We start from the raw sequence: 19,724 nt of genomic DNA on the forward strand, positions 1-19,724 counted from the left end.
TATCTGTCATTGCCCCGAGGCGTCCCGGTGAGGGAAAATGCTCGCCTTTTTTCCGTTTCGTTTTATTCAAGCCCCCAGGAGAACAGCGATGCCTAGCCGTCGTGAGCGTGCCAACGCCATTCGTGCCCTCAGCATGGATGCCGTGCAAAAAGCCAACAGCGGCCATCCCGGTGCCCCGATGGGTATGGCGGATATCGCCGAGGTACTTTGGCGCGACTACCTCAAGCACAACCCGAGCAATCCATCGTTCGCCGACCGTGACCGCTTCGTGCTGTCCAACGGCCACGGCTCGATGTTGATCTACTCGCTGCTGCACCTGACCGGCTACGACCTGTCGATCGACGACCTCAAGCAGTTCCGTCAACTGCACAGCCGCACCCCGGGCCACCCGGAACTCGGCTACACCCCGGGCGTTGAAACCACCACCGGTCCACTGGGCCAGGGCCTGGCCAACGCCGTGGGTTTTGCCCTGGCTGAAAAAGTCATGGCGGCGCAGTTCAACCGTCCTGGCCACAACATCGTCGACCACCACACCTATGTGTTCCTGGGTGATGGCTGCATGATGGAAGGCATTTCCCACGAAGTCGCTTCCCTGGCCGGTACCTTGGGCCTGGGCAAGCTGATCGCCTTCTACGATGACAACGGCATCTCCATCGATGGTGAAGTCGAAGGCTGGTTCACCGACGACACGCCGAAGCGTTTTGAGTCCTACAACTGGCAAGTGATCCGCAATGTCGACGGTCACGACCCGGAAGAGATCAAGACTGCGATTGACACTGCACGCAAAAGCGATCAGCCAACCCTGATCTGCTGCAAGACCACCATCGGTTTCGGTTCGCCGAACAAGCAAGGCAAGGAAGATTGCCACGGCGCCCCACTGGGTGACGCGGAAATCGCCCTGACCCGTGCGGCGCTGAAGTGGAACCACGGCCCGTTCGAAATTCCGGCCGATATCTACGCCGAGTGGGACGCCAAGGAAGCAGGTCGCGCCGTGGAAGCCGAGTGGGATCAGCGTTTCGCTGCCTACTCCGCTGCGTTCCCGACTGAAGCCAGCGAACTGGTGCGTCGTCTGAGCGGTGACCTGCCAGCTGACTTCAGCGAAAAAGCCTCGGCCTACATCGCCGAAGTGGCCGCCAAGGGCGAAACCATCGCCAGCCGTAAAGCCAGCCAGAATGCCCTGAACGCATTCGGCCCGTTGCTGCCTGAGTTCCTCGGCGGTTCGGCTGACCTGGCCGGTTCCAACCTGACCCTGTGGAAAGGTTGCAAAGGCGTCACCGCCGAAGACGCCAGCGGCAACTACATGTATTACGGCGTGCGCGAGTTCGGCATGACTGCAATCATGAACGGCGTCGCCCTGCACGGCGGCCTGGTGCCTTACGGCGCGACCTTCCTGATGTTCATGGAATACGCCCGCAACGCGGTGCGCATGTCGGCCCTGATGAAGCAGCGTGTGATCCACGTCTACACCCACGACTCCATCGGTCTTGGCGAAGACGGCCCGACTCACCAGCCAATCGAGCAACTGGCCAGCCTGCGCTGCACGCCGAACCTCGATACCTGGCGCCCAGCCGACGCCGTTGAATCGGCGGTGAGCTGGAAGTACGCACTGGAGCGCAAGGACGGCCCTTCGGCCCTGATCTTCTCCCGTCAGAACCTGCAGCACCAAACCCGTGATGCCGGCCAGATCGCCGACATCAGCCGTGGTGGTTATGTACTCAAGGACTGCGCGGGCGAGCCTGAGCTGATCCTGATCGCTACCGGTTCGGAAGTCGGTCTGGCCGTTCAAGCCTACGACAAGCTGACCGAGCAGGGCCGCAAGGTTCGCGTGGTTTCCATGCCGTGCACCAGCGTGTTCGATGCCCAGGACGCCGGCTACAAGCAATCGGTACTGCCGTTGCAGGTCAGCGCCCGTATCGCCATCGAGGCCGCTCACGCGGACTACTGGTACAAGTACGTGGGCCTGGAAGGCCGCGTGATCGGCATGACCACCTACGGCGAGTCGGCGCCTGCGTCGGCCTTGTTCGAAGAGTTCGGTTTCACCCTGGAAAACATCCTGGGTCAGGCTGAAGAGCTGCTGGAAGACTAGCACCGTGCGGTGGTCTCACGACCACCGCTGTCCCCTGTAGGAGCGAGCCTGCTCGCGATGGTCGTCAACGATAACGTGGGGTGCCTGAATGCCCGCGTTGCCTGAGCCGCAATCGCGAGCAGGCTCGCTCCTACAAGGGTTGTGTTGTTAATGCGATTTCGATCTACCTGCGTCTATCGAGAACCCCATGCCTCAACCGCGTCCCTACAAAGTTGCACTCAACGGCTACGGCCGGATTGGTCGTTGTGTCTTGCGTGCGTTGTTTGAGCGAGGTGAGAAGGCCGGGTTCGAGATTGTCGCGATCAACGATCTGGCGGACATGGCCAGCATCGAATACCTGACACGTTTCGACTCCACCCACGGGCGTTTTCCCGGTGAGGTGAAAGTCGACGGCGATTGTCTGCATATCAATGGCGACTGCGTGAAGGTCCTGCGCAGTGCCACCCCCGAAGGCATCGATTGGGCGTCCCTGGGCGTCGATCTGGTGCTGGAGTGTTCCGGCGCTTATCACACCCGCGCAGACGGCCAGCGTTTCCTCGACGCTGGCGCCCCGCGCGTGCTCTTTTCCCAGCCGATGGCCAGCGAGACGGACGTCGACGCGACCATCGTCTATGGCGTGAACCAGGATTGCCTGACCGGCGACGAGTTACTGGTGTCCAATGCGTCCTGCACCACCAACTGCGGCGTGCCGTTGTTGCGCCTGCTGAATCAGGCCATTGGTCTGGATTACGTGTCGATCACCACCATTCACTCGGCAATGAACGATCAGCCGGTCATCGATGCCTATCACCACGAAGACCTGCGCCGCACCCGCTCGGCGTTCCAGTCGGTGATTCCGGTGTCCACCGGTCTGGCGCGTGGTATCGAGCGCCTGCTGCCGGAACTTGCCGGCCGAATTCAGGCCAAAGCCGTGCGGGTGCCGACGGTCAACGTGTCCTGCCTCGATATCACGATGCAGACCGCCACCGCGACCGACGCCACCGAGGTCAACCGGATACTGCGCGAAGCCGCCACCAGCGGCCCGCTCAAAGGCCTTCTGGCCTATACCGAGCTACCCCACGCAAGCTGTGATTTCAACCATGACCCACATTCGGCGATCGTCGATGCCAGTCAGACCCGCGTTTCCGGCCCTCGGCTGGTGAACATCCTGGCCTGGTTCGACAACGAATGGGGTTTTGCCAACCGAATGCTGGACGTTGCAGAACACTATCTGCAAACAGCAACTTCAAAAAAACCGTAGGAAGTGCGACCCATGACCGTGTTGAAGATGTCCGACCTCGATCTGCAAGGTAAGCGCGTATTGATCCGCGAAGACCTCAACGTCCCAGTCAAGGACGGTGTTGTCACCAGCGATGCGCGTATCCTGGCCTCGCTGCCGACCATCAAGCTGGCCCTGGAAAAAGGCGCGGCCGTGATGGTCTGCTCGCACCTTGGCCGTCCGACCGAAGGCGAGTTCTCGGCCGAGAACAGCCTCAAGCCAGTCGCTGACTACCTGAGCAAGGCCTTGGGCCGCGAAGTGCCACTGGTAGCTGACTACCTGGGCGGCGTCGACGTGAAAGCGGGCGACATCGTGCTGTTCGAAAACGTGCGCTTCAACAAGGGCGAGAAAAAGAACGCTGACGAACTGGCCAAGCAATACGCCGCCCTGTGCGACGTGTTCGTGATGGACGCCTTCGGTACCGCTCACCGCGCCGAGGGTTCGACCCACGGCGTGGCCAAGTTCGCCAAGGTCGCTGCCGCCGGCCCGCTGCTGGCCGCTGAACTGGACGCACTGGGCAAAGCCCTGGGTGCCCCGGCCCAGCCAATGGCGGCCATTGTTGCCGGCTCCAAGGTGTCGACCAAACTCGACGTGCTGAACAGCCTGAGCCAGATCTGCAACCAGTTGATCGTGGGTGGCGGCATCGCCAACACCTTCCTGGCCGCTGCCGGTCACCCGGTCGGTAAATCCCTGTACGAGCCGGACCTGCTGGACACCGCTCGCGCCATCGCCGCCAAGGTCAGCGTGCCGCTGCCAGTGGACGTGGTGGTTGCCAAGGAATTCGCTGAAAGCGCCACTGCGACCGTCAAGCTGATCGCTGACGTCGCCGCCGACGACATGATCCTGGATATCGGCCCGCAGACCGCGGCGAATTTCGCCGAGCTGCTGAAGTCGTCGCAAACCATCCTGTGGAACGGTCCGGTCGGTGTATTCGAATTCGATCAGTTTGGTAATGGCACCAAAGTGTTGGCCCAGGCCATCGCGGAGAGTGCCGCGTTCTCCATTGCCGGCGGTGGCGACACCCTGGCGGCCATCGACAAGTATGGCGTGGCCGAGCAGATCTCCTACATTTCTACCGGCGGTGGCGCGTTCCTCGAATTCGTCGAAGGCAAGGTCCTGCCAGCCGTTGAAGTCCTGGAAAGCCGGGCCAAGGCCTGAGGGTCGCCCGTTCGACCAGGCAAGGGAGTGTTGAAATGGTCAAGACGTTAGCACTGTTGATCGTCGCGGGTTCGCTGGTGGCTTGCGGGAGTAGCCCGAAGGCCACCCCGGAATCTGCGCCGTCCGAGTCGGACAAAGGCTGCTACCAGGCTGACTGGCAGGCGGAAACCAACCCGGTGCTCAACAAGCGTTCCGGGCCGGAAGGCCTGGACAAATACGAGACTCAGGCACCCGCCAAGGAACATGGCTGCCCTTGACGGGTCTGACTCATTACTCAGGGCTGGCAGCGTGCGCCGTCAGTCGAGGGACACGGATGAAAGGTTTTATCGCCGTTGCGGCGCTGGCGTTGTTGGCCGGTTGTGCTCAGTTGGACCTGTTCCAGTCGTCCGCGCCTGTGGATAACTGGACCACCTGGACCTGCGACAGCCAGGCCAAAGTGCTGTGGCGCTACACCGACGACAGCCGCAGGGAAGTCGACGTGCGTCTGGGCGGTGCCGATCAGGTCTACCGCTTGAAACAGGAACCGGGTGCATCGGGTTCGCTGTACAGCAACGACATGCTGGCGTTTCACATAAAAGGTGAGGAAGGCCTGGTTTACTGGGTCGCCACCAATGATTTGATCGGCCGTGGTTGCAAGACGCAATAAACGGACTACGCCGTACCTGTGGGAGCGAGCCTGCTCGCGATGGACGTTAACGATAACGCGGGGTACCTGAATGTCCTCGTTGTCTGGGCCACCATCGCGAGCAGGCTCGCTCCCACAGGGGTTCTGGGTAAGTTCTTGAGATTTTCGCAACACCCGAATCCGCAGCCCGGGCCAACCCCCGATCTGCAAAAACTTGAATAGCCGCCGCCGCTACGGCAGGCTGGCACGATTAACGACCCTCAACCGGGAGAGATATACACAATGGCACTTATCAGCATGCGCCAGATGCTGGACCACGCAGCCGAGTTCGGCTACGGCGTTCCAGCCTTCAACGTCAACAACCTTGAGCAGATGCGCGCCATCATGGAAGCCGCTGACAAGACTGACTCCCCGGTGATCGTCCAGGCTTCGGCGGGTGCTCGCAAATACGCCGGCGCACCGTTCCTGCGTCACCTGATCCTGGCAGCCATCGAAGAGTTCCCGCACATCCCGGTGTGCATGCACCAGGACCACGGTACCAGCCCTGACGTCTGCCAGCGCTCCATCCAACTGGGCTTCAGCTCGGTAATGATGGACGGTTCCCTGGGCGAAGACGGCAAGACCCCGACCGACTACGACTACAACGTCCGTGTGACCCAACAGACCGTGGCCATGGCTCACGCCTGCGGCGTATCGGTAGAAGGCGAACTGGGTTGCCTGGGTTCGCTGGAAACCGGCATGGCCGGTGAAGAAGACGGCATCGGCGCCGAAGGCGTTCTGGATCACAGCCAGATGCTGACCGACCCGGAAGAAGCCGCTGACTTCGTAAAACGCACTCAGGTGGATGCCCTGGCCATCGCGATCGGCACCAGCCACGGCGCCTACAAGTTCACCAAGCCGCCTACCGGCGACGTGCTGGCCATCGACCGCATCAAGGAAATCCACAAGCGCATTCCGAACACTCACCTGGTGATGCACGGTTCGTCTTCGGTTCCGCAAGAGTGGCTGGCGATCATCAACCAGTACGGCGGCGACATCAAGGAAACCTACGGCGTACCGGTTGAAGAAATCGTCGAAGGCATCAAGCACGGCGTGCGCAAGGTCAACATCGACACCGACCTGCGCCTGGCATCCACTGGCGCAATGCGTCGCCTGATGGCCACCAACCCGAGCGAGTTCGACCCGCGTAAATTCTTCGGCGCCACCGTCACCGCCATGCGCGACGTGTGCATCGCTCGCTACGAAGCCTTCGGCACTGCCGGTAATGCTTCGAAGATCAAGGCGATCTCGTTGGAAGGGATGTACCAGCGTTATCTGAAAGGTGAGTTGAACGCCAAGGTCAACTAAGCCTTTAGCGTTTGAGTTTCATAAAAAAGCCCGTCGAGAGACGGGTTTTTTGTGGGCGTGTTACTTGTGGAATTATTGCGCTCGAGTGTTTGTGGTGAGAGTGGGGTTTTGTTGCTAAAGATGTAATAGTAATTTCAAACTGATATAAAAAACTGTCAGATATTACAGGTGTGCCAGTGCTGGTGGAAGCCTACTCTTTGAGCTCGCTTACTTACCGGATGAAAAAAATGGAAATCGAACAAAAAGATGGTGTCGAGTCTTGGGGTAACCTGAATGTTAAATTGAAACATCCAGATCATGATGAAAAGTTTGAGAGCCTTACGGGCTACAGCTATTTATCAATGGGTGAAGAATCCTTCAGGATTAAATTGGCTAAGACCATTGACGGGCATTTGTATTATATGGCGGCTGTGGGTAGCTGGAATCTTGAGATTAATAAAGAATACCCACTAAAAGGAAACAGAGATCTTATTTTTGCGCATTTGGAGTTTGATGAAATTCCTGGTGATCAATATGCTGATGGTACGTTTCGTTTGACGAGGGGCAAGCCGTATCCTCAAGGAGTATTCGGTTTTTTTGAAGAAGGGGCTTTTTCGGCCTCGGGTGATTTTGAATTCCTAAAGGTTCGCGAATGATGTTGGTCTGATGCCGTACGGCAGACTCATAGAGCCTGCCGGTTTATTGGCTTTTGCATCACTCGTTAGTTTGAGTTTGCGTACCGCGCGTTTTATTAGTTGTGATCAATATCCAGCTTGCTAAATGTCACTTTCCCGCCTTCAGTGGTGTACCCGGTGTTGTCCTGCACATAGACCCCGGCCTTGAAATACAGCGGTTTGTCGCGCCAGGTTGTGCTGATTTGCGTATCCCACTGATAGCCTGCGGCGCTGATGCCCAAGGCGCCGCCGGGGCTGAGGTGAATGAGGTAGTTGAACTCCTGGTCGAGTTTCACCCCGGTCGCGACGATGATCACCCGGCTTGTATCGTCATAGGGATGCATCCGGACCTTGGCAACGATATTGCCGGTGCCTGTGCTGGTTTTGTATTGGTATTCGACCTTCACCAGAGGTTTCTGGCTTTGATAGGCATGGATCTGGCCGATGACGATCTTCCCGGAACTCGGCACCTGATTTACTGCCAGAGTGGCATACAACAAATTGTCAGCCTCCGGGTAGTACCAGTTTTTCAACGTGCCGTTGCTGTAGGTTTCACGTAATTCGGTGCGCGGATAAATCGCGTTTTCGGTACGGGAGCCGGTCACGGGCGCCCAGAAAAACAATGTACCGGTGTCGGAATGGAAGTATTGATCCTTGAAGCCGTCCACCAGCTTGGCGGTTTCGACGGTGTACGGCGGGCTGCCAACGGGAACGCTGAGGTTCCAGGTTGCGAGTTCGATCATGTCGGTTCTTCCACTTGGGTCATGCTGCACGGGCGTGCCAGAAGCTCTAGGCCGCACCTTTTAGGGCGGTCTTTATAAGCGTAGCGGGGGATTTTGTTAATGCCCGCCTGACGGGTGGTTGACGTCAACATCCTGTCGAAATGCCTTCTTCCGGGTTTTCATCGGACTGAGCGTTCGACCGTTAGTCGGTAAAAAGACACAATGATTAATTGATGGCTCACTGACACCTTCTGCTTTCGCAGAACCGGGTCTAGAGTGAAGTCACAGTATTTGTCCGGTTTTCACGAGAAACCGGCCTGACACCCCGCAATTAGAGAAGCAGCATGGAATGCGCGCAATCAACGCCAGTAGAAGGCGGCTCAACCCTTTTAGTCGTCGACGATTACCCTGAAAACCTGATCAGCATGCGCGCGTTGCTACAGCGCCAAGGCTGGCGGGTCATTACTGCCACCTCGGGTTTCGAGGCCCTCGGCTTGTTGCTTGAGCACGATATCGACCTGGTGCTGCTGGACGTGCAGATGCCGGGCATGGACGGTTATGAAGTGGCACGCCTGATGCGCGGTAGCCAGCGGACCCGTCTCACGCCGATCATTTTCCTGACCGCCAACGAACAGTCCCAGGACGCCGTGATCAAGGGCTATGCCAGTGGTGCGGTGGATTACCTGTTCAAGCCGTTCGACCCACAGATCTTCACGCCCAAGGTCCAGGCGTTGCTCGAGCACCAGCGTAACCGTCGGGCCTTGCAGCGCCTGAGTCATGATCTGGAAGCCGCCCGTGCCTTTAATGCGTCGGTGCTGGATAACGCAGCCGAAGGCATTCTGGTATTGGGTGAGGACGGCCTGATTCGTTTTGCCAATCCGGCGATGTCACGGTTGCTCAATGCCCCGGTGCAGGAACTGCAAGGCAAGGAGTTTCTGGACTACCTGCAAAAACCGCATATCCCGATCTGGGCCGATTCCGAGTTACTGGCCGGATACAAACGCGGCGAAACCCTGCGCCTGCACGATGCCCAGCTACGAACCGCGCCCGGCCAGCAGGTGCCGGTGGCCTTGTCCTGCGCACCATTGCCTGCCGAGCAACATGCGATGGTCGTGACCGTACTGGACATGTCGGTGGTGCGCCATCTGCATCAGCAACTGGAATTTCAGGCGGTCACCGATCCGCTGACCGGATTGCTCAATCGACGGGGTTTCTACCAGACCGTAGAGAACCTGCTGTTGCGCGGTGAGCGCTCGGACAGCTCCTGGGTCTTGATGTACCTGGACCTCGACGGCTTCAAGCGAGTCAATGATTCCCTCGGGCACGATGCCGGCGATCGGGTGCTGCGCTGGGTTTCCGAACAGTTGAAGGCCTGCCTGCGGCCCTTCGACATCCTGGCGCGGATGGGCGGTGACGAATTCACCGCGCTGCTGGATCTGGAGTTCCCCGAGCAGGCGGCGAAGATTGCCGAGAAGCTGATCGAGCGAGTGTCGATCTGTCAGCAGATCGACGGCCTCGATATCGTCCTGGGTGCCAGCATCGGCATTGCCACGTTCCCTGACTGTGGCGCCAATCTCGACGGAATGCTGCGGGCGGCCGATATCGCCATGTATGAAGCCAAGCGTGCCGGCCGCCAGCAATATCGCTTCTACGATCACGAAATGAATGGCCGGGCGCGCACGCGGCTGATGCTGGAAGAAAGTGTGCGCACGGCCATCGAGAACCGGGATTTCAATCTGGTGTATCAGCCTCAGGTTGCGATTGCCGACGGGCGGATTCGTGGCTTCGAAGCCTTGTTGCGCTGGCAGCACCCGAGCGTCGGCGATGTCCCTCCGGGGCTGTTTTTGCCATTGCTGGAGGAGGCGCGGCTGATCAGTCGCCTGGGCAGTTGGATCTACCATCGCGGCGCCGGGCAACGCAAAGCCTGGGAGTCCCTGTTTGCCGAGGATCTGGTGCTCGGCGTCAGCTTGAGCAGTACGCAGTTCGGGTTGTCCAATCTGGTCACCGAGTTGCGCCAGGTGCTGGAGCGCCATGGCCTGCAACCGCGTCATCTGGAAGTCGAGGTCACGGAAGAGGCCTTGATGCACAACCCCGAAGAAGCCCGCAAGCAATTGCGCCTGCTGCACAATCTGGGCGTACGAGTGGCATTGGATGATTTCGGGGCCGGCCCCTGTTCCCTGAGCCACTTGCGCGACCTGGAGCTGGATACCCTCAAGATCGACCGCCATCTGATTGCCCGGTTGCCGGAGTCGACAAAGGATGCGGCGCTGGTGCGCAGTGTGATCGACCTGTGCAGGCAGTTCGGGATGCTGGTGATTGCCGAAGGGGTGGAGACCCTCGCGCAGTATGAATGGTTGCAAGCCAACGGCTGTGAGTATGTGCAAGGTTTTCTGGTGGCCCGGCCGATGATGGCCGAAGACACGGGGGTCTTTGTCCAGCCGTTTGACTGGAGCGCGCTGGCTCGCTGAATTCGCTACACTGGCGGCCTTTCAGTGACCTGTATTGCCGTCCCGATGACCGTGTTGAAATATCTCCAGGCTTATCCCGCTACCTTGCAGGATCAGGTGCGTCAGCTGATCGCCGACGGTCGGCTGGGCGATTACCTGAGCCAGCGTTACCCGCAAAAGCACGGGGTGCAGAGCGACAAGGCGCTGTACACCTATGCCCTGGACCTCAAGCAGGAGTACCTGCGTAATGCTCCGGCCATCGACAAGGTGCTGTTCGACAACCGTCTGGACCTGACCCACCGCGCCCTTGGCCTGCACACCACGATTTCCCGGGTGCAGGGCGGCAAGCTCAAGTCCAAGAAGGAAATCCGCATTGCTTCGCTATTCAAGGAAGCACCTTCCGAGTTCCTGAAAATGATCGTGGTGCATGAGCTGGCGCACTTCAAGGAATCGGACCACAACAAGGCGTTCTACAAACTGTGCGAACACATGCTGCCGGGTTATCACCAGGTGGAATTTGATGTGCGGGTGTACCTGACGTGGCGGGATCTGTAGCCGCTGCCGCAGGCTGCGATTTTATATGGAGCATCAGATGGACGTGAGCAAGACCAAGAGCAGCTTCTACCGCCGGTTGTACGTGGCGTACCTGATCGACAGCGGGCTGGCCAGCAGCGTCCCGACGCTGACCGAGGTCACCGGCATGCCCCGACGCACGGCACAGGACACCATCGCGGCGTTGGCGGATCTGGACATCATTTGTGAGTTCGAGCAGGAAGAAGGCGCGCGCAACCATGCGGGGCGCTATCGGATTCGCGAGTGGGGGGCGATTGATCGCGGTTGGATCGAGCGTAATCTGCGGCAGATCAAAGCGGTGTTGGAGTATCCCTGAGATTTGCGTTGCCTGAGCTGACGCCATCGCGAGCAAGCTCGCTCCCACAGTTGATTGTGTTCACAACTCAAATCCAGTGTGGGAGCGAGCTTGCTCGCGATAGGGCCTTCAAGGACGACGCATCCCGATGTGTGGAATGCCATCCTCGACATATTCCTCACCCGCCACGACAAAGCCATAGCGCCTGTAATACCCCTGCAAATGCGCCTGGGCCGATAGGTAGACCGGCAGGCCGGGCCAGTATTTTTCGATATGTTTCAATGCCTGCTCCATCAACTCGTGCCCCAGGCCTGCGCCGCGTGCCTGAGGGGCAGTGATCACCCGCCCGATCACCACGTCGCCGCCCTGTGATTGCGGGTCAAGCAAGCGCAGATAGGCCACCAGCTGGTTACCGTCCCAAGCCATCACGTGGCAGGTGTCGCCTTCCAGGTCCTGGCCATCAATATCCTGGTAAATGCATTTTTGCTTGATGACGAACACTTGCGCACGCAACTGCAAAATGGCGTACAGCTGCTCCTTGCCCAGGTCGCTGTGGTGTTTGCAGATCCAATCGACTGTCATGTTTTGATTCCCTGAAAACGTCGTTCCGATACTAAGCGCACTCACGCCAGAAGTCTTTATGGCGGAAGAATCTGTGACAAAGGCCAAAATGCCATCATTCATTTTTCGCGTGGATGTCTTCTTTGTGTAATCTGGATCGAAGCGCTGTGCTATGGCTTCGATGAGCTGATGTTGAGTACCCGAGTCTTGCCGGTAAAGGGGCCTTGGGGTTTTGGCTGAAAACACGTCGGGCAACTCGCCCGCTAAGGATTTTCTGGCATGCCGCGGTTGCATCGAGCTTTTGCCTTGATTGGGTTGCTGTTGCTGGTTCAGGGAGCGGCGGCAGAAAAACTGCGGTTGGTCGCTGATGCCTGGCCACCCTTTACCGACGCCACGCTCGTCAACGGTGGTTTGGCCACGGACATTGTCAGTACCGCGCTCGCCAGGGCCGGCTATGCCAGTGATTTCGAACAGGTGCCCTGGGCACGGGCCTTGATGGGATTGGGCGAGGGCCGATACGACGTGCTGGTCAACGCCTGGTACACCGAGGAGCGGACCCGGCTTGGCCAGTTCTCCGGCGAGTACCTGCTCAATCGCGTGCGCTTTCTCAAGCGCAAAGACGCGCCCATCGAATTCAATAGCCTGCAGCAATTGCACACCTATCCGATTGCCGTCGTGCGTGGATACGCTTATTCGCCCCCGTTCGACAACGACGAGTCGTTGCAGAAAATCCCCGTGCACAGTTTCGCCATGGCGGTGCGCATGCTCGCGGCCGACCGGGTCAAGCTGACGCTGGAAGATGAATTCGTCGCCCGCTACTACCTGGCCCGTGAGTCGCCGACGGTGCGAAACGCCGTGGAATTCCTGCCCAAGCCATTGAGCGAGAACAGCCTGCATATCATGGTCAGCCTGAAGAATCCCGAGCATGCGCGGATCGTCGCCGGTTTCGACCGGGAGATCGCGGCGATGAAGGCGGACGGGAGTTATGAGAAGCTGATGAAGCAGCACGGGATGTGAGTGGGTTGAGCCAGTTTCTGTGTTGCTGCTGATGGCCTCATCGCGAGCAAGCTCGCTCCCACAGTAGATTTGCGTCGTTCACAAAACCAATGTGGGAGCGAGCTTGCTCGCGATGAGGCCCGCCCAGACACCACAGATCTCAATCCTCACTGGTGTCCTTGATCAGGTGCGCTGCCAACGTCCTCAGCGGCCCCAACTGCCGGCAGATCAGCGCCAGTTGTGTCTGCACCAACCGCTGACCCTCATCGATTTCATCCGGCATCTGTTCCAGTTCATTGGCCAGTGCTTCTTCTTCATCGCTCTGAATCTCGATCGAAGACTTGCTCGCCAGCCCTTGGGCGATCGCGTCGATGCTGGCGGCCAGTTTCACCCCGGCCCCTTCGATCAAGTGCTCACGCACGTCCGCCGGCAGTTGTGTTTCCCGGTGCGCGCCCAGGCCCGACAAGTAGCTCAGAAGCGTGTGCGACAGGACCAGGAAGCGGAAGCCTACGTCCGCTTCCTTTCGGAAATGTCCCGGCTCCATCAGCATGTTGGCCAGTGTGGTCGACAGCGCCGCGTCGGCGTTGTGCGCGTTGCGGCGGGCCAGGCGGTAGGCCAGGTCGTCGCTTTTGCCCGCCGCGTATTGCTGCATGATCTGGCGCAGGTAAATGCTGTTGCAGGTCAGCGTGTTGGCCAGCACCTTGTTCAGGCGTCGGCCCTGCCAGTCCGGCAGGAACAGGAACACTGCGAGGCCGGCGATCAGGCTGCCGAGCAAGGTATCGAACAGCCGTGGCAGGAACAGCCCGTAACCGTCACCCACCTGGTTGAAGCAGAACAGCACCATCAGGGTGATTGCCGCCGTCGCCAGGGTGTAGCGGGTGGTGCGGTTGGTAAAGAACACCACCCCGGCGGCAATGGCGAAACACGACTGGATCAGCGGGTTCGGGAATAGGTCGAACAGCGCCCAGGCCAGGGTCAGGCCGATGGCGGTGCCGATGATCCGCTGACCGAGTTTGCGGCGGGTGGCGCCGTAGTTCGGTTGGCAGACGAACAGCGTAGTAAGGATGATCCAGTAGCCTTGGGACGGGTGAATCAAATGCACCATGGCGTAGCCGATGCTCAAGGCCAGGGGCAATCGCAGGGCATGGCGGAACAGCAGCGAGGTCGGCGTCAGCTGCGTGCGCAAGCGCAGCCACACGTCTTTCAGGCTGCGCGGCGAACGGTCGAGCAGGCTGCTGTCGGTGGCGTCGGCCAAGGCGTCGGGGTTACTGGCATCGCTGAGCAAACGGTCGAGAGTACCGAGGTTGGCCGCCAGTGCCCGCAGTGAACGCAGCAAGCCGCGCCAGGCCGGGTTGCTCTGGATGCGCAGGTGTTCGAGAGAGGCATCCAGGTCGCTCAGGGCCTCGGCAAAACCGGCGTCATAGGTGAACGGCTGACGCATCTGGATCGATTCGGCCAGGGCCCGGCAGGCCTTGCCTTGCTGGCGCAACAGGCGTTGGCAACGGAACAGCACGTCGCTGTGGAAGAAGGCATCGGCCAAGGCGTTGTAAGGGTAGTGCGATGAGCTGGCGCGTTCGTGGATGTCCTGAGCGAGGAAGTACAGCTTGAGGTAGCGGCTGACTTTCGACCCCGGGCGACCGTTGCCGACCCGGTGCAGGATGATCTCCTTGGCGGCGTTCAGTGCCGCTACCACCCGGCCGTTCTGCTGGGCCAATTCCAGGCGCCGCGCCTCCACGTCCATCTGCCGGATCGGCTCGAACAGCGAGGATTTGAGCTTCAGGTAAAAGCCCAGCTCGCGGAACAGGCGCGCCAGGCTCTGTTGCACCGGCTGATTGGAAAACAGCGCCTGCCACAACACCGAGAGCACGCCGTACCAGGCAGCACCGGCCACCAACAGCAGGGGTTCGTGCCAGAAGTCGGTGACCGCGCCACCACGCTGGTCCACACCGATCATGGTGTAGACCGACAGGATCAGCGTCGCCGAGGCAATCGCGCCATAGCGCTCGCCGAGGGCGCCGAGCATGGTCAGGCAGAACGCGGCCAGGGCGAAGGCAATGATGAAGAGGTAGGGGTAGGGGAAGAGCAGTTCGACGGACAGAGCGGCAACCGCGAAACACACCAGCGTCACCGCCAGTGCGTTGAGACGGCCCTGCCAGCTGTCGTCGGTCTCGGCCAGGGCACTGGCGATAATCCCCAGGAACAAGGGGATCAGCAGGCCCATTTCATCCTGATACCAACACAGCGCCATGGTGCCGGTCAGGGCAATGAATACCCGCACGCTGTAGCTGAATTTATCCAGCGCCCAAAGGCGACGCAGAGACTGGCGGAACGAAGTCGATGACATGAAATGCGAAGGCCTTCCGAGGCAATGACGCTAAATTGAGCCACTAATGACGCCGACGCAATGGCGTCGATCACATCAGACAGCAAAATCTGTTCCTTGATACCACACGTATTCAATGTAGGAGCGAGCCTGCTCGCGATGAGGCCGGTACATTCAATATTGATGTCGACTGTTAGGCCGCTATCGCGAGCAGGCTCGCTCCTACAGGTTTTGGGTTGGATCAGACGTACTGCGCGGCCGCGTAGCCCGAAGCCCAGGCCCACTGGAAGTTGAACCCGCCCAGATGCCCGGTCACGTCCAGCACTTCACCGATGAAGTACAGCCCCGGGCTTTTCAGCGACTCCATGGTCTTGGACGACACTTCATTGGTGTTGACCCCACCCAGGGTCACCTCGGCGGTGCGATAGCCTTCGGTGCCGGCGGGCACGACTTTCCAGCTCGCCAGTTTTTCCGCGATATCGGCCAGCTCCGCGTGGGTGTACTGCTTCATCGGTTTGGAGGCGAACCAGTTGTCCGCCAACAGATTGGCCATCTTTTTGGTGAAAATTTCACCGAGCAGGGTTTTCAGCTCGCTGTTGGGACGTTCGGCCTGTTGCTGTTGCAGCCAGCCCGGTACGTCGTGATCCGGCAGCAGATTGATCTCGACGGTATCGCCGGATTCCCAGAACGACGAGATCTGCAATATCGCCGGGCCGCTGAGGCCGCGGTGGGTGAACAGGATGTTCTCGCGGAAGCTCTGGTCGTTGCAGCTCACCAGGCAATCCACCGATGTACCGGACAGCTCGGTGCACAAGGCCTTGAGCTGATCGGTGATGGTGAACGGCACGAGACCGGCGCGGGTCGGCAGCAATTCGTGGCCAAACTGCCTGGCGACCTGGTAACCGAAACCGGTGGCGCCCAGGGTCGGGATCGACAGGCCGCCGGTGGCGATTACCAGGGATTCGCAGGTGATTTGGTCGAGTGTCGTGTCCAGCAGGTAGCCGCTTTCGAGCTTCTCGATGGTCTGGATCGAGGTGTCCAGGTGCAGGCTGACGCCGACCTGTTCGCACTCGTTGAGCAGCATTTCGAGGATGTCGCTGGATTTGTTATCGCAGAACAACTGGCCGAGTTTTTTCTCGTGGTACGGCACGCCGTGCTTGGCCACCATGTCGATGAAGTCCCACTGGGTGTAACGGGCCAAGGCAGATTTGCAGAAGTGTGCGTTCTGCGAGAGGAAATTGCCCGGTTCTGTGTACATGTTGGTGAAATTACAGCGGCCACCGCCCGACATCAGGATTTTCTTGCCGGCCTTGTTGGCATGGTCGAGCAACAATACCTTGCGCCCACGCCCGGCGGCGGTCAGTGCACACATCAACCCTGCGGCGCCAGCGCCAATGATCACGACTTCGGTAGAGCGCAAAACGGTGTCCTCTCAATGACTCGCCACAAAACAAACTGTGGGAGCGAGCCTGCTCGCGAAAGCGGTGTGTCAGTCAACCATAGGCTAAATGACAGATTGCATTCGCGAGCAGGCTCGCTCCCACAGGGGATCTTCTTTGGTTGGAAGATCGCTTACAAAATACGAACGCGCAACGAACGGCCCTTGATCTTGCCATCGTTCAAACGCTGCAAGGCCTGCTTGGCGACGCCGCGCTCCACGGCCACATAGGCCTGGAAGTCGAAAATCGCGATCTTGCCGACCTGGGCGCCGGGGATGCCGGCGTCACCGGTCAGTGCGCCAAGAATGTCGCCCGGGCGAACCTTGTCCTTGCGGCCGGCAGCGATGCACAGGGTGCTCATCTGCGGCAACAGCGGGCCGCCACCCTTGGAGGTGAGGTTGTCCACCTGGTCCCAGGTCAATGGGGTCTTCTGCAATTGCTCGATGGCCTGGGCGCGCTGTGCTTCGGACGGCGCCACCAGGCTGATGGCGAGGCCTTTCTCACCGGCGCGACCGGTACGGCCGACGCGGTGAATGTGGATTTCCGAATCACGGGCCAGCTCGACGTTGATCACCATGTCCAGAGAGTCGATATCGAGGCCACGGGCCGCGACGTCAGTCGCCACCAGCACCGAAGTACTGCGGTTGGCGAACATCGCCAGCACCTGGTCGCGGTCACGCTGTTCCAGATCGCCGTGCAGGCCGACGGCGGAGATGCCTTTGGCGGTCAGGTGATCGACGGTTTCCTGAACCTGCTGCTTGGTGTAGCAGAAGGCCACGCAGGAGGCCGGGCGGAAGTGGCCAAGAACCTTGGTCACTGCGCTCATGCGGTCATCCGGGGAAATCTCGTAGAAGCGCTGTTCGATCTGCGTGTCGTCGTGGAACGCCTCGGCCTTCACCTGCTGCGGGTTGCGCATGAACTTCGAGGCCAGCTGCTTGATGCCTACCGGGTAGGTGGCGGAGAACAACAGGGTCTGGCGACGCTCCGGGGCCTGCATGATGATTTCTTCGATGGAATCGTAGAAACCCATGTCGAGCATGCGGTCGGCTTCGTCGAGGATCAGGGTGTTCAGGCCGTGAAGGACCAGCGAACCTTTGCGCAGGTGCTGCTGGATGCGTCCCGGGGTGCCGACGATGATGTGCGCGCCGTGTTCCAGCGAAGCGATCTGCGGGCCGAGGGACACGCCGCCGCACAGGGTCAGGACCTTGATGTTGTCTTCGGCACGGGCCAGGCGACGGATTTCCTTGGCGACCTGGTCAGCCAGCTCGCGGGTCGGGCACAGGATCAACGCCTGGCAACCGAAGTAACGCGGATTGATCGGGTTCAGCAGACCGATGCCGAAGGCGGCGGTCTTGCCGCTGCCGGTCTTGGCCTGGGCGATCAGGTCCATCCCCTTGAGGATCACCGGCAAGCTTTGCGCCTGGATCGGCGTCATCTGGGCATAACCGAGGGAGTCGAGGTTAGCCAGCATGGCGGCGGACAGCGGCAAAGTATTAAATTCGGTGGCGATGGTGGTCACGGGACTGGCCTGCAAAACAAAATGTCGCGCAGTGTACCAGTCCAGTGGCCATTCGCCCTAAGGCTCTATGTGTTCTTCCGGACGCTTAACTCGCCGTCCGTCATTTTTTGACAGTTGCGAGAAGATCGTCGCGGCCAGCATCGCCATGATTCCCACGGTCACGAAGGTCAATTGGAATGCCCCCAGGACCGTGTCCACGCCATCATTGCCAATTTCCGCGGTAAAGCCACCGAGCAGCGCACCCGCGCAGGCAACCCCCAAACTCAGGGACAACTGTGCGACCACCGACAGCAAACTGTTGCCGCTGCTGGCGCTGGCGTCGTCGAGGTCGATCAGCGTCACGGTGTTCATCGCGGTGAACTGCAAGGAGTTGATCGCCCCGAGGATCGCCAGCAGGCACAGCAGCAGCCAGTACGGCGTCTGCTCGCTGACCAGGCCCATGCTCGCCAGCATGATCCCCAGCGCCAGGGTATTGCCGGTGAGCACGATGCGGTAACCCAGGCGCTCGATCAGCGGCCGCGCCACCCACTTGGCGATCATCGCCGCCGCCGCCAGCGGCAGCATGCTCATCCCGGCTTGGGACGGCGAATAGCCCAGCGCCACTTGCAGCAGCAACGGCACCAGAAAGGGCAGGGCGCCGCTGCCGAGGCGGGCGAACAGATTGCCGAGAATGCCGACGGCAAAGGTTCGGGTCTTGAACAGCGACGGCGCGAACAACGGGTTTTCGATATGCCCGGCGCGTAACCAGTACGCCGCCAGGCACGCCATCCCGCCAAACAGCAGCAACATCACCCGAAGGTGCGGCAAGTGCAGTTCGCCCAGGCCCTCCATGGCGATAGTGATCAGAATCATCGCCGCGCCAAACAGCACGAAACCCAGGCTATCGAAACGGGTGCGCTCGGAACCGCGCAGGTCCGGGATGAATTTCCACACGGCGTAGCAACCGACCAGCCCCACCGGCAGGTTGATCAGGAAGATCCAGTGCCAGGTCAGGTACTGCACCATCCAGCCGCCCATGGTCGGGCCGATCAACGGACCGAGCAGCCCGGGAATGGTGATGAAGCCCATGATCCGCACCAGTTCCGAGCGCGGGTAGGCGCGCAACACCACCAGCCGCCCGACCGGCAACATCAACGCGCCGCCCAGGCCCTGGATCACCCGGGCGCCGATCAACATGCTCAGGCTGCTCGACAATGCGCAGAGCAGCGAGCCGAGGCTGAACAGCAAAATCGCGCTGAAGAAGATTTTCCGGGTGCCGAAGCGATCGGCGATCCAGCCGGACGCGGGAATCAGCAAGGCGACCGTGAGCATGTAGGCGATGATCACGCCCTGCATGCGCAATGGATCTTCGGCGAGGTCCCGGGCCATGGCGGGCAGGGCGGTGTTGAGGATCGTCCCGTCGAGGGACTGCATGAAGAAGGCAATGGCGACGACCCAGGGTATCCAGCGGGCGGTCACAGCGTCGAGAGGTGGGCGGTTGGGCATGGGACCCCTTGTCAGTGTGAGCTTTACTCCGTTCCTGCAGGAGCGAGCCTGCTCGCGATGAATGTGAAGGCGCTGCGTTTTTCCAGGCAGCACGCGTCATCGTTCACGACCATCGCGAGCAGGCTCGCTCCTACAGGGGGTAGGCGTGTTTACAGTGTTAGAGTCAATCGGCTGACCAGTGCCCCCGGCAATAACGCCGAAGCCGTCGCCCGCTGACTATAGGTACTCGCCGACAGC

The 19,724-nt window shown here is 60.0% G+C and carries 17 protein-coding genes; 11 read left to right on the plus strand and 6 right to left on the minus strand.

Annotation, left to right across the window (positions count from 1 at the left end):
* Positions 1 to 88 precede the first annotated feature (88 nt).
* From tkt to BSF44_RS16700, 7 genes are all read left to right on the plus strand, one after another.
* A complete protein-coding gene (tkt, locus tag BSF44_RS16670) occupies positions 89 to 2,086 on the plus strand; it encodes a transketolase (RefSeq protein ID WP_095944440.1) in 1,998 nt (665 codons plus the stop codon).
* Positions 2,087 to 2,273: 187 nt separating this feature from the next.
* Positions 2,274 to 3,326, plus strand: a complete 1,053-nt coding sequence (gene epd, locus BSF44_RS16675; RefSeq protein WP_095944441.1) for an erythrose-4-phosphate dehydrogenase — start codon at positions 2,274 to 2,276, stop codon at positions 3,324 to 3,326.
* 12 nt (positions 3,327 to 3,338) lie between these two features.
* Positions 3,339 to 4,502, plus strand: coding sequence for a phosphoglycerate kinase (locus BSF44_RS16680; protein ID WP_095944442.1), 1,164 nt, complete (start codon positions 3,339 to 3,341; stop codon positions 4,500 to 4,502).
* A 35-nt stretch (positions 4,503 to 4,537) separates the two neighbouring features.
* The gene (locus tag BSF44_RS16685; RefSeq protein WP_095944443.1) at positions 4,538 to 4,759 is read left to right on the plus strand and encodes a hypothetical protein; all 222 of its coding nucleotides are present in this window, start codon (positions 4,538 to 4,540) and stop codon (positions 4,757 to 4,759) included.
* Positions 4,760 to 4,815: 56 nt separating this feature from the next.
* Positions 4,816 to 5,148 (plus strand): MliC family protein, encoded by a 333-nt coding sequence (locus BSF44_RS16690; protein ID WP_095944444.1) that lies wholly within the window; start codon positions 4,816 to 4,818, stop codon positions 5,146 to 5,148.
* Between the two features lie 261 nt (positions 5,149 to 5,409).
* Positions 5,410 to 6,474, plus strand: a complete 1,065-nt coding sequence (gene fba / locus BSF44_RS16695; protein ID WP_007981624.1) for a class II fructose-bisphosphate aldolase — start codon at positions 5,410 to 5,412, stop codon at positions 6,472 to 6,474.
* Between the two features lie 176 nt (positions 6,475 to 6,650).
* A complete protein-coding gene (locus tag BSF44_RS16700; RefSeq protein WP_141250038.1) occupies positions 6,651 to 7,109 on the plus strand; it encodes a hypothetical protein in 459 nt (152 codons plus the stop codon).
* A 95-nt stretch (positions 7,110 to 7,204) separates the two neighbouring features.
* Here the strand turns inward: BSF44_RS16700 and BSF44_RS16705 are convergent, their stop codons facing one another.
* On the minus strand, positions 7,205 to 7,870 hold the full coding sequence (locus BSF44_RS16705) for a polysaccharide lyase family 7 protein (protein WP_095944446.1): 666 nt from the start codon (positions 7,868 to 7,870) through the stop codon (positions 7,205 to 7,207).
* A gap of 323 nt (positions 7,871 to 8,193) precedes the next feature.
* Here BSF44_RS16705 and BSF44_RS16710 point away from each other — a divergent pair, with 323 nt between their 5' ends.
* Genes BSF44_RS16710 through BSF44_RS16720 form a run of 3 tightly spaced genes read left to right on the plus strand, consistent with a single transcriptional unit; the run spans position 8,194 to position 11,185 of the window.
* On the plus strand, positions 8,194 to 10,317 hold the full coding sequence (locus tag BSF44_RS16710) for a bifunctional diguanylate cyclase/phosphodiesterase (protein WP_095944447.1): 2,124 nt from the start codon (positions 8,194 to 8,196) through the stop codon (positions 10,315 to 10,317).
* 45 nt (positions 10,318 to 10,362) lie between these two features.
* Positions 10,363 to 10,851 carry a M48 family metallopeptidase gene (locus BSF44_RS16715; RefSeq protein ID WP_046039320.1) on the plus strand — a complete coding sequence of 163 codons (489 nt, stop codon included), beginning with the start codon at positions 10,363 to 10,365 and terminating at the stop codon, positions 10,849 to 10,851.
* 37 nt (positions 10,852 to 10,888) lie between these two features.
* Positions 10,889 to 11,185, plus strand: coding sequence for a helix-turn-helix domain-containing protein (locus BSF44_RS16720; protein WP_008050237.1), 297 nt, complete (start codon positions 10,889 to 10,891; stop codon positions 11,183 to 11,185).
* 108 nt (positions 11,186 to 11,293) lie between these two features.
* Here the strand turns inward: BSF44_RS16720 and BSF44_RS16725 are convergent, their stop codons facing one another.
* Positions 11,294 to 11,746 carry a GNAT family N-acetyltransferase gene (locus tag BSF44_RS16725; protein ID WP_095944448.1) on the minus strand — a complete coding sequence of 151 codons (453 nt, stop codon included), beginning with the start codon at positions 11,744 to 11,746 and terminating at the stop codon, positions 11,294 to 11,296.
* Positions 11,747 to 12,004: 258 nt separating this feature from the next.
* On the opposite strand from BSF44_RS16725, the gene BSF44_RS16730 reads away from it, so the two are divergent.
* Entirely contained in the window at positions 12,005 to 12,742 is a 738-nt protein-coding gene (locus BSF44_RS16730) for an ABC transporter substrate-binding protein (RefSeq protein ID WP_095944449.1), read from the plus strand.
* Positions 12,743 to 12,881: 139 nt separating this feature from the next.
* On the opposite strand, the gene yccS is transcribed toward BSF44_RS16730, so the two are convergent.
* The 4 genes from yccS to mdtD form a co-directional block, all read right to left on the minus strand.
* Positions 12,882 to 15,065: a YccS family putative transporter gene (gene yccS, locus BSF44_RS16735; protein WP_095944450.1), complete on the minus strand. Its 2,184-nt coding sequence runs from the start codon at positions 15,063 to 15,065 to the stop codon at positions 12,882 to 12,884.
* A gap of 220 nt (positions 15,066 to 15,285) precedes the next feature.
* Positions 15,286 to 16,464, minus strand: a complete 1,179-nt coding sequence (locus BSF44_RS16740; protein ID WP_095944451.1) for an NAD(P)/FAD-dependent oxidoreductase — start codon at positions 16,462 to 16,464, stop codon at positions 15,286 to 15,288.
* A gap of 152 nt (positions 16,465 to 16,616) precedes the next feature.
* Positions 16,617 to 17,954, minus strand: coding sequence for an ATP-dependent RNA helicase DbpA (gene dbpA, locus BSF44_RS16745; RefSeq protein WP_256589093.1), 1,338 nt, complete (start codon positions 17,952 to 17,954; stop codon positions 16,617 to 16,619).
* 105 nt (positions 17,955 to 18,059) lie between these two features.
* Entirely contained in the window at positions 18,060 to 19,487 is a 1,428-nt protein-coding gene (mdtD, locus tag BSF44_RS16750; RefSeq protein WP_095944452.1) for a multidrug transporter subunit MdtD, read from the minus strand.
* Between the last annotated feature and the right edge of the window lie 237 nt (positions 19,488 to 19,724).

Source organism: Pseudomonas sp. ACN8 (assembly GCF_002303925.1).
GTDB lineage: Bacteria > Pseudomonadota > Gammaproteobacteria > Pseudomonadales > Pseudomonadaceae > Aquipseudomonas.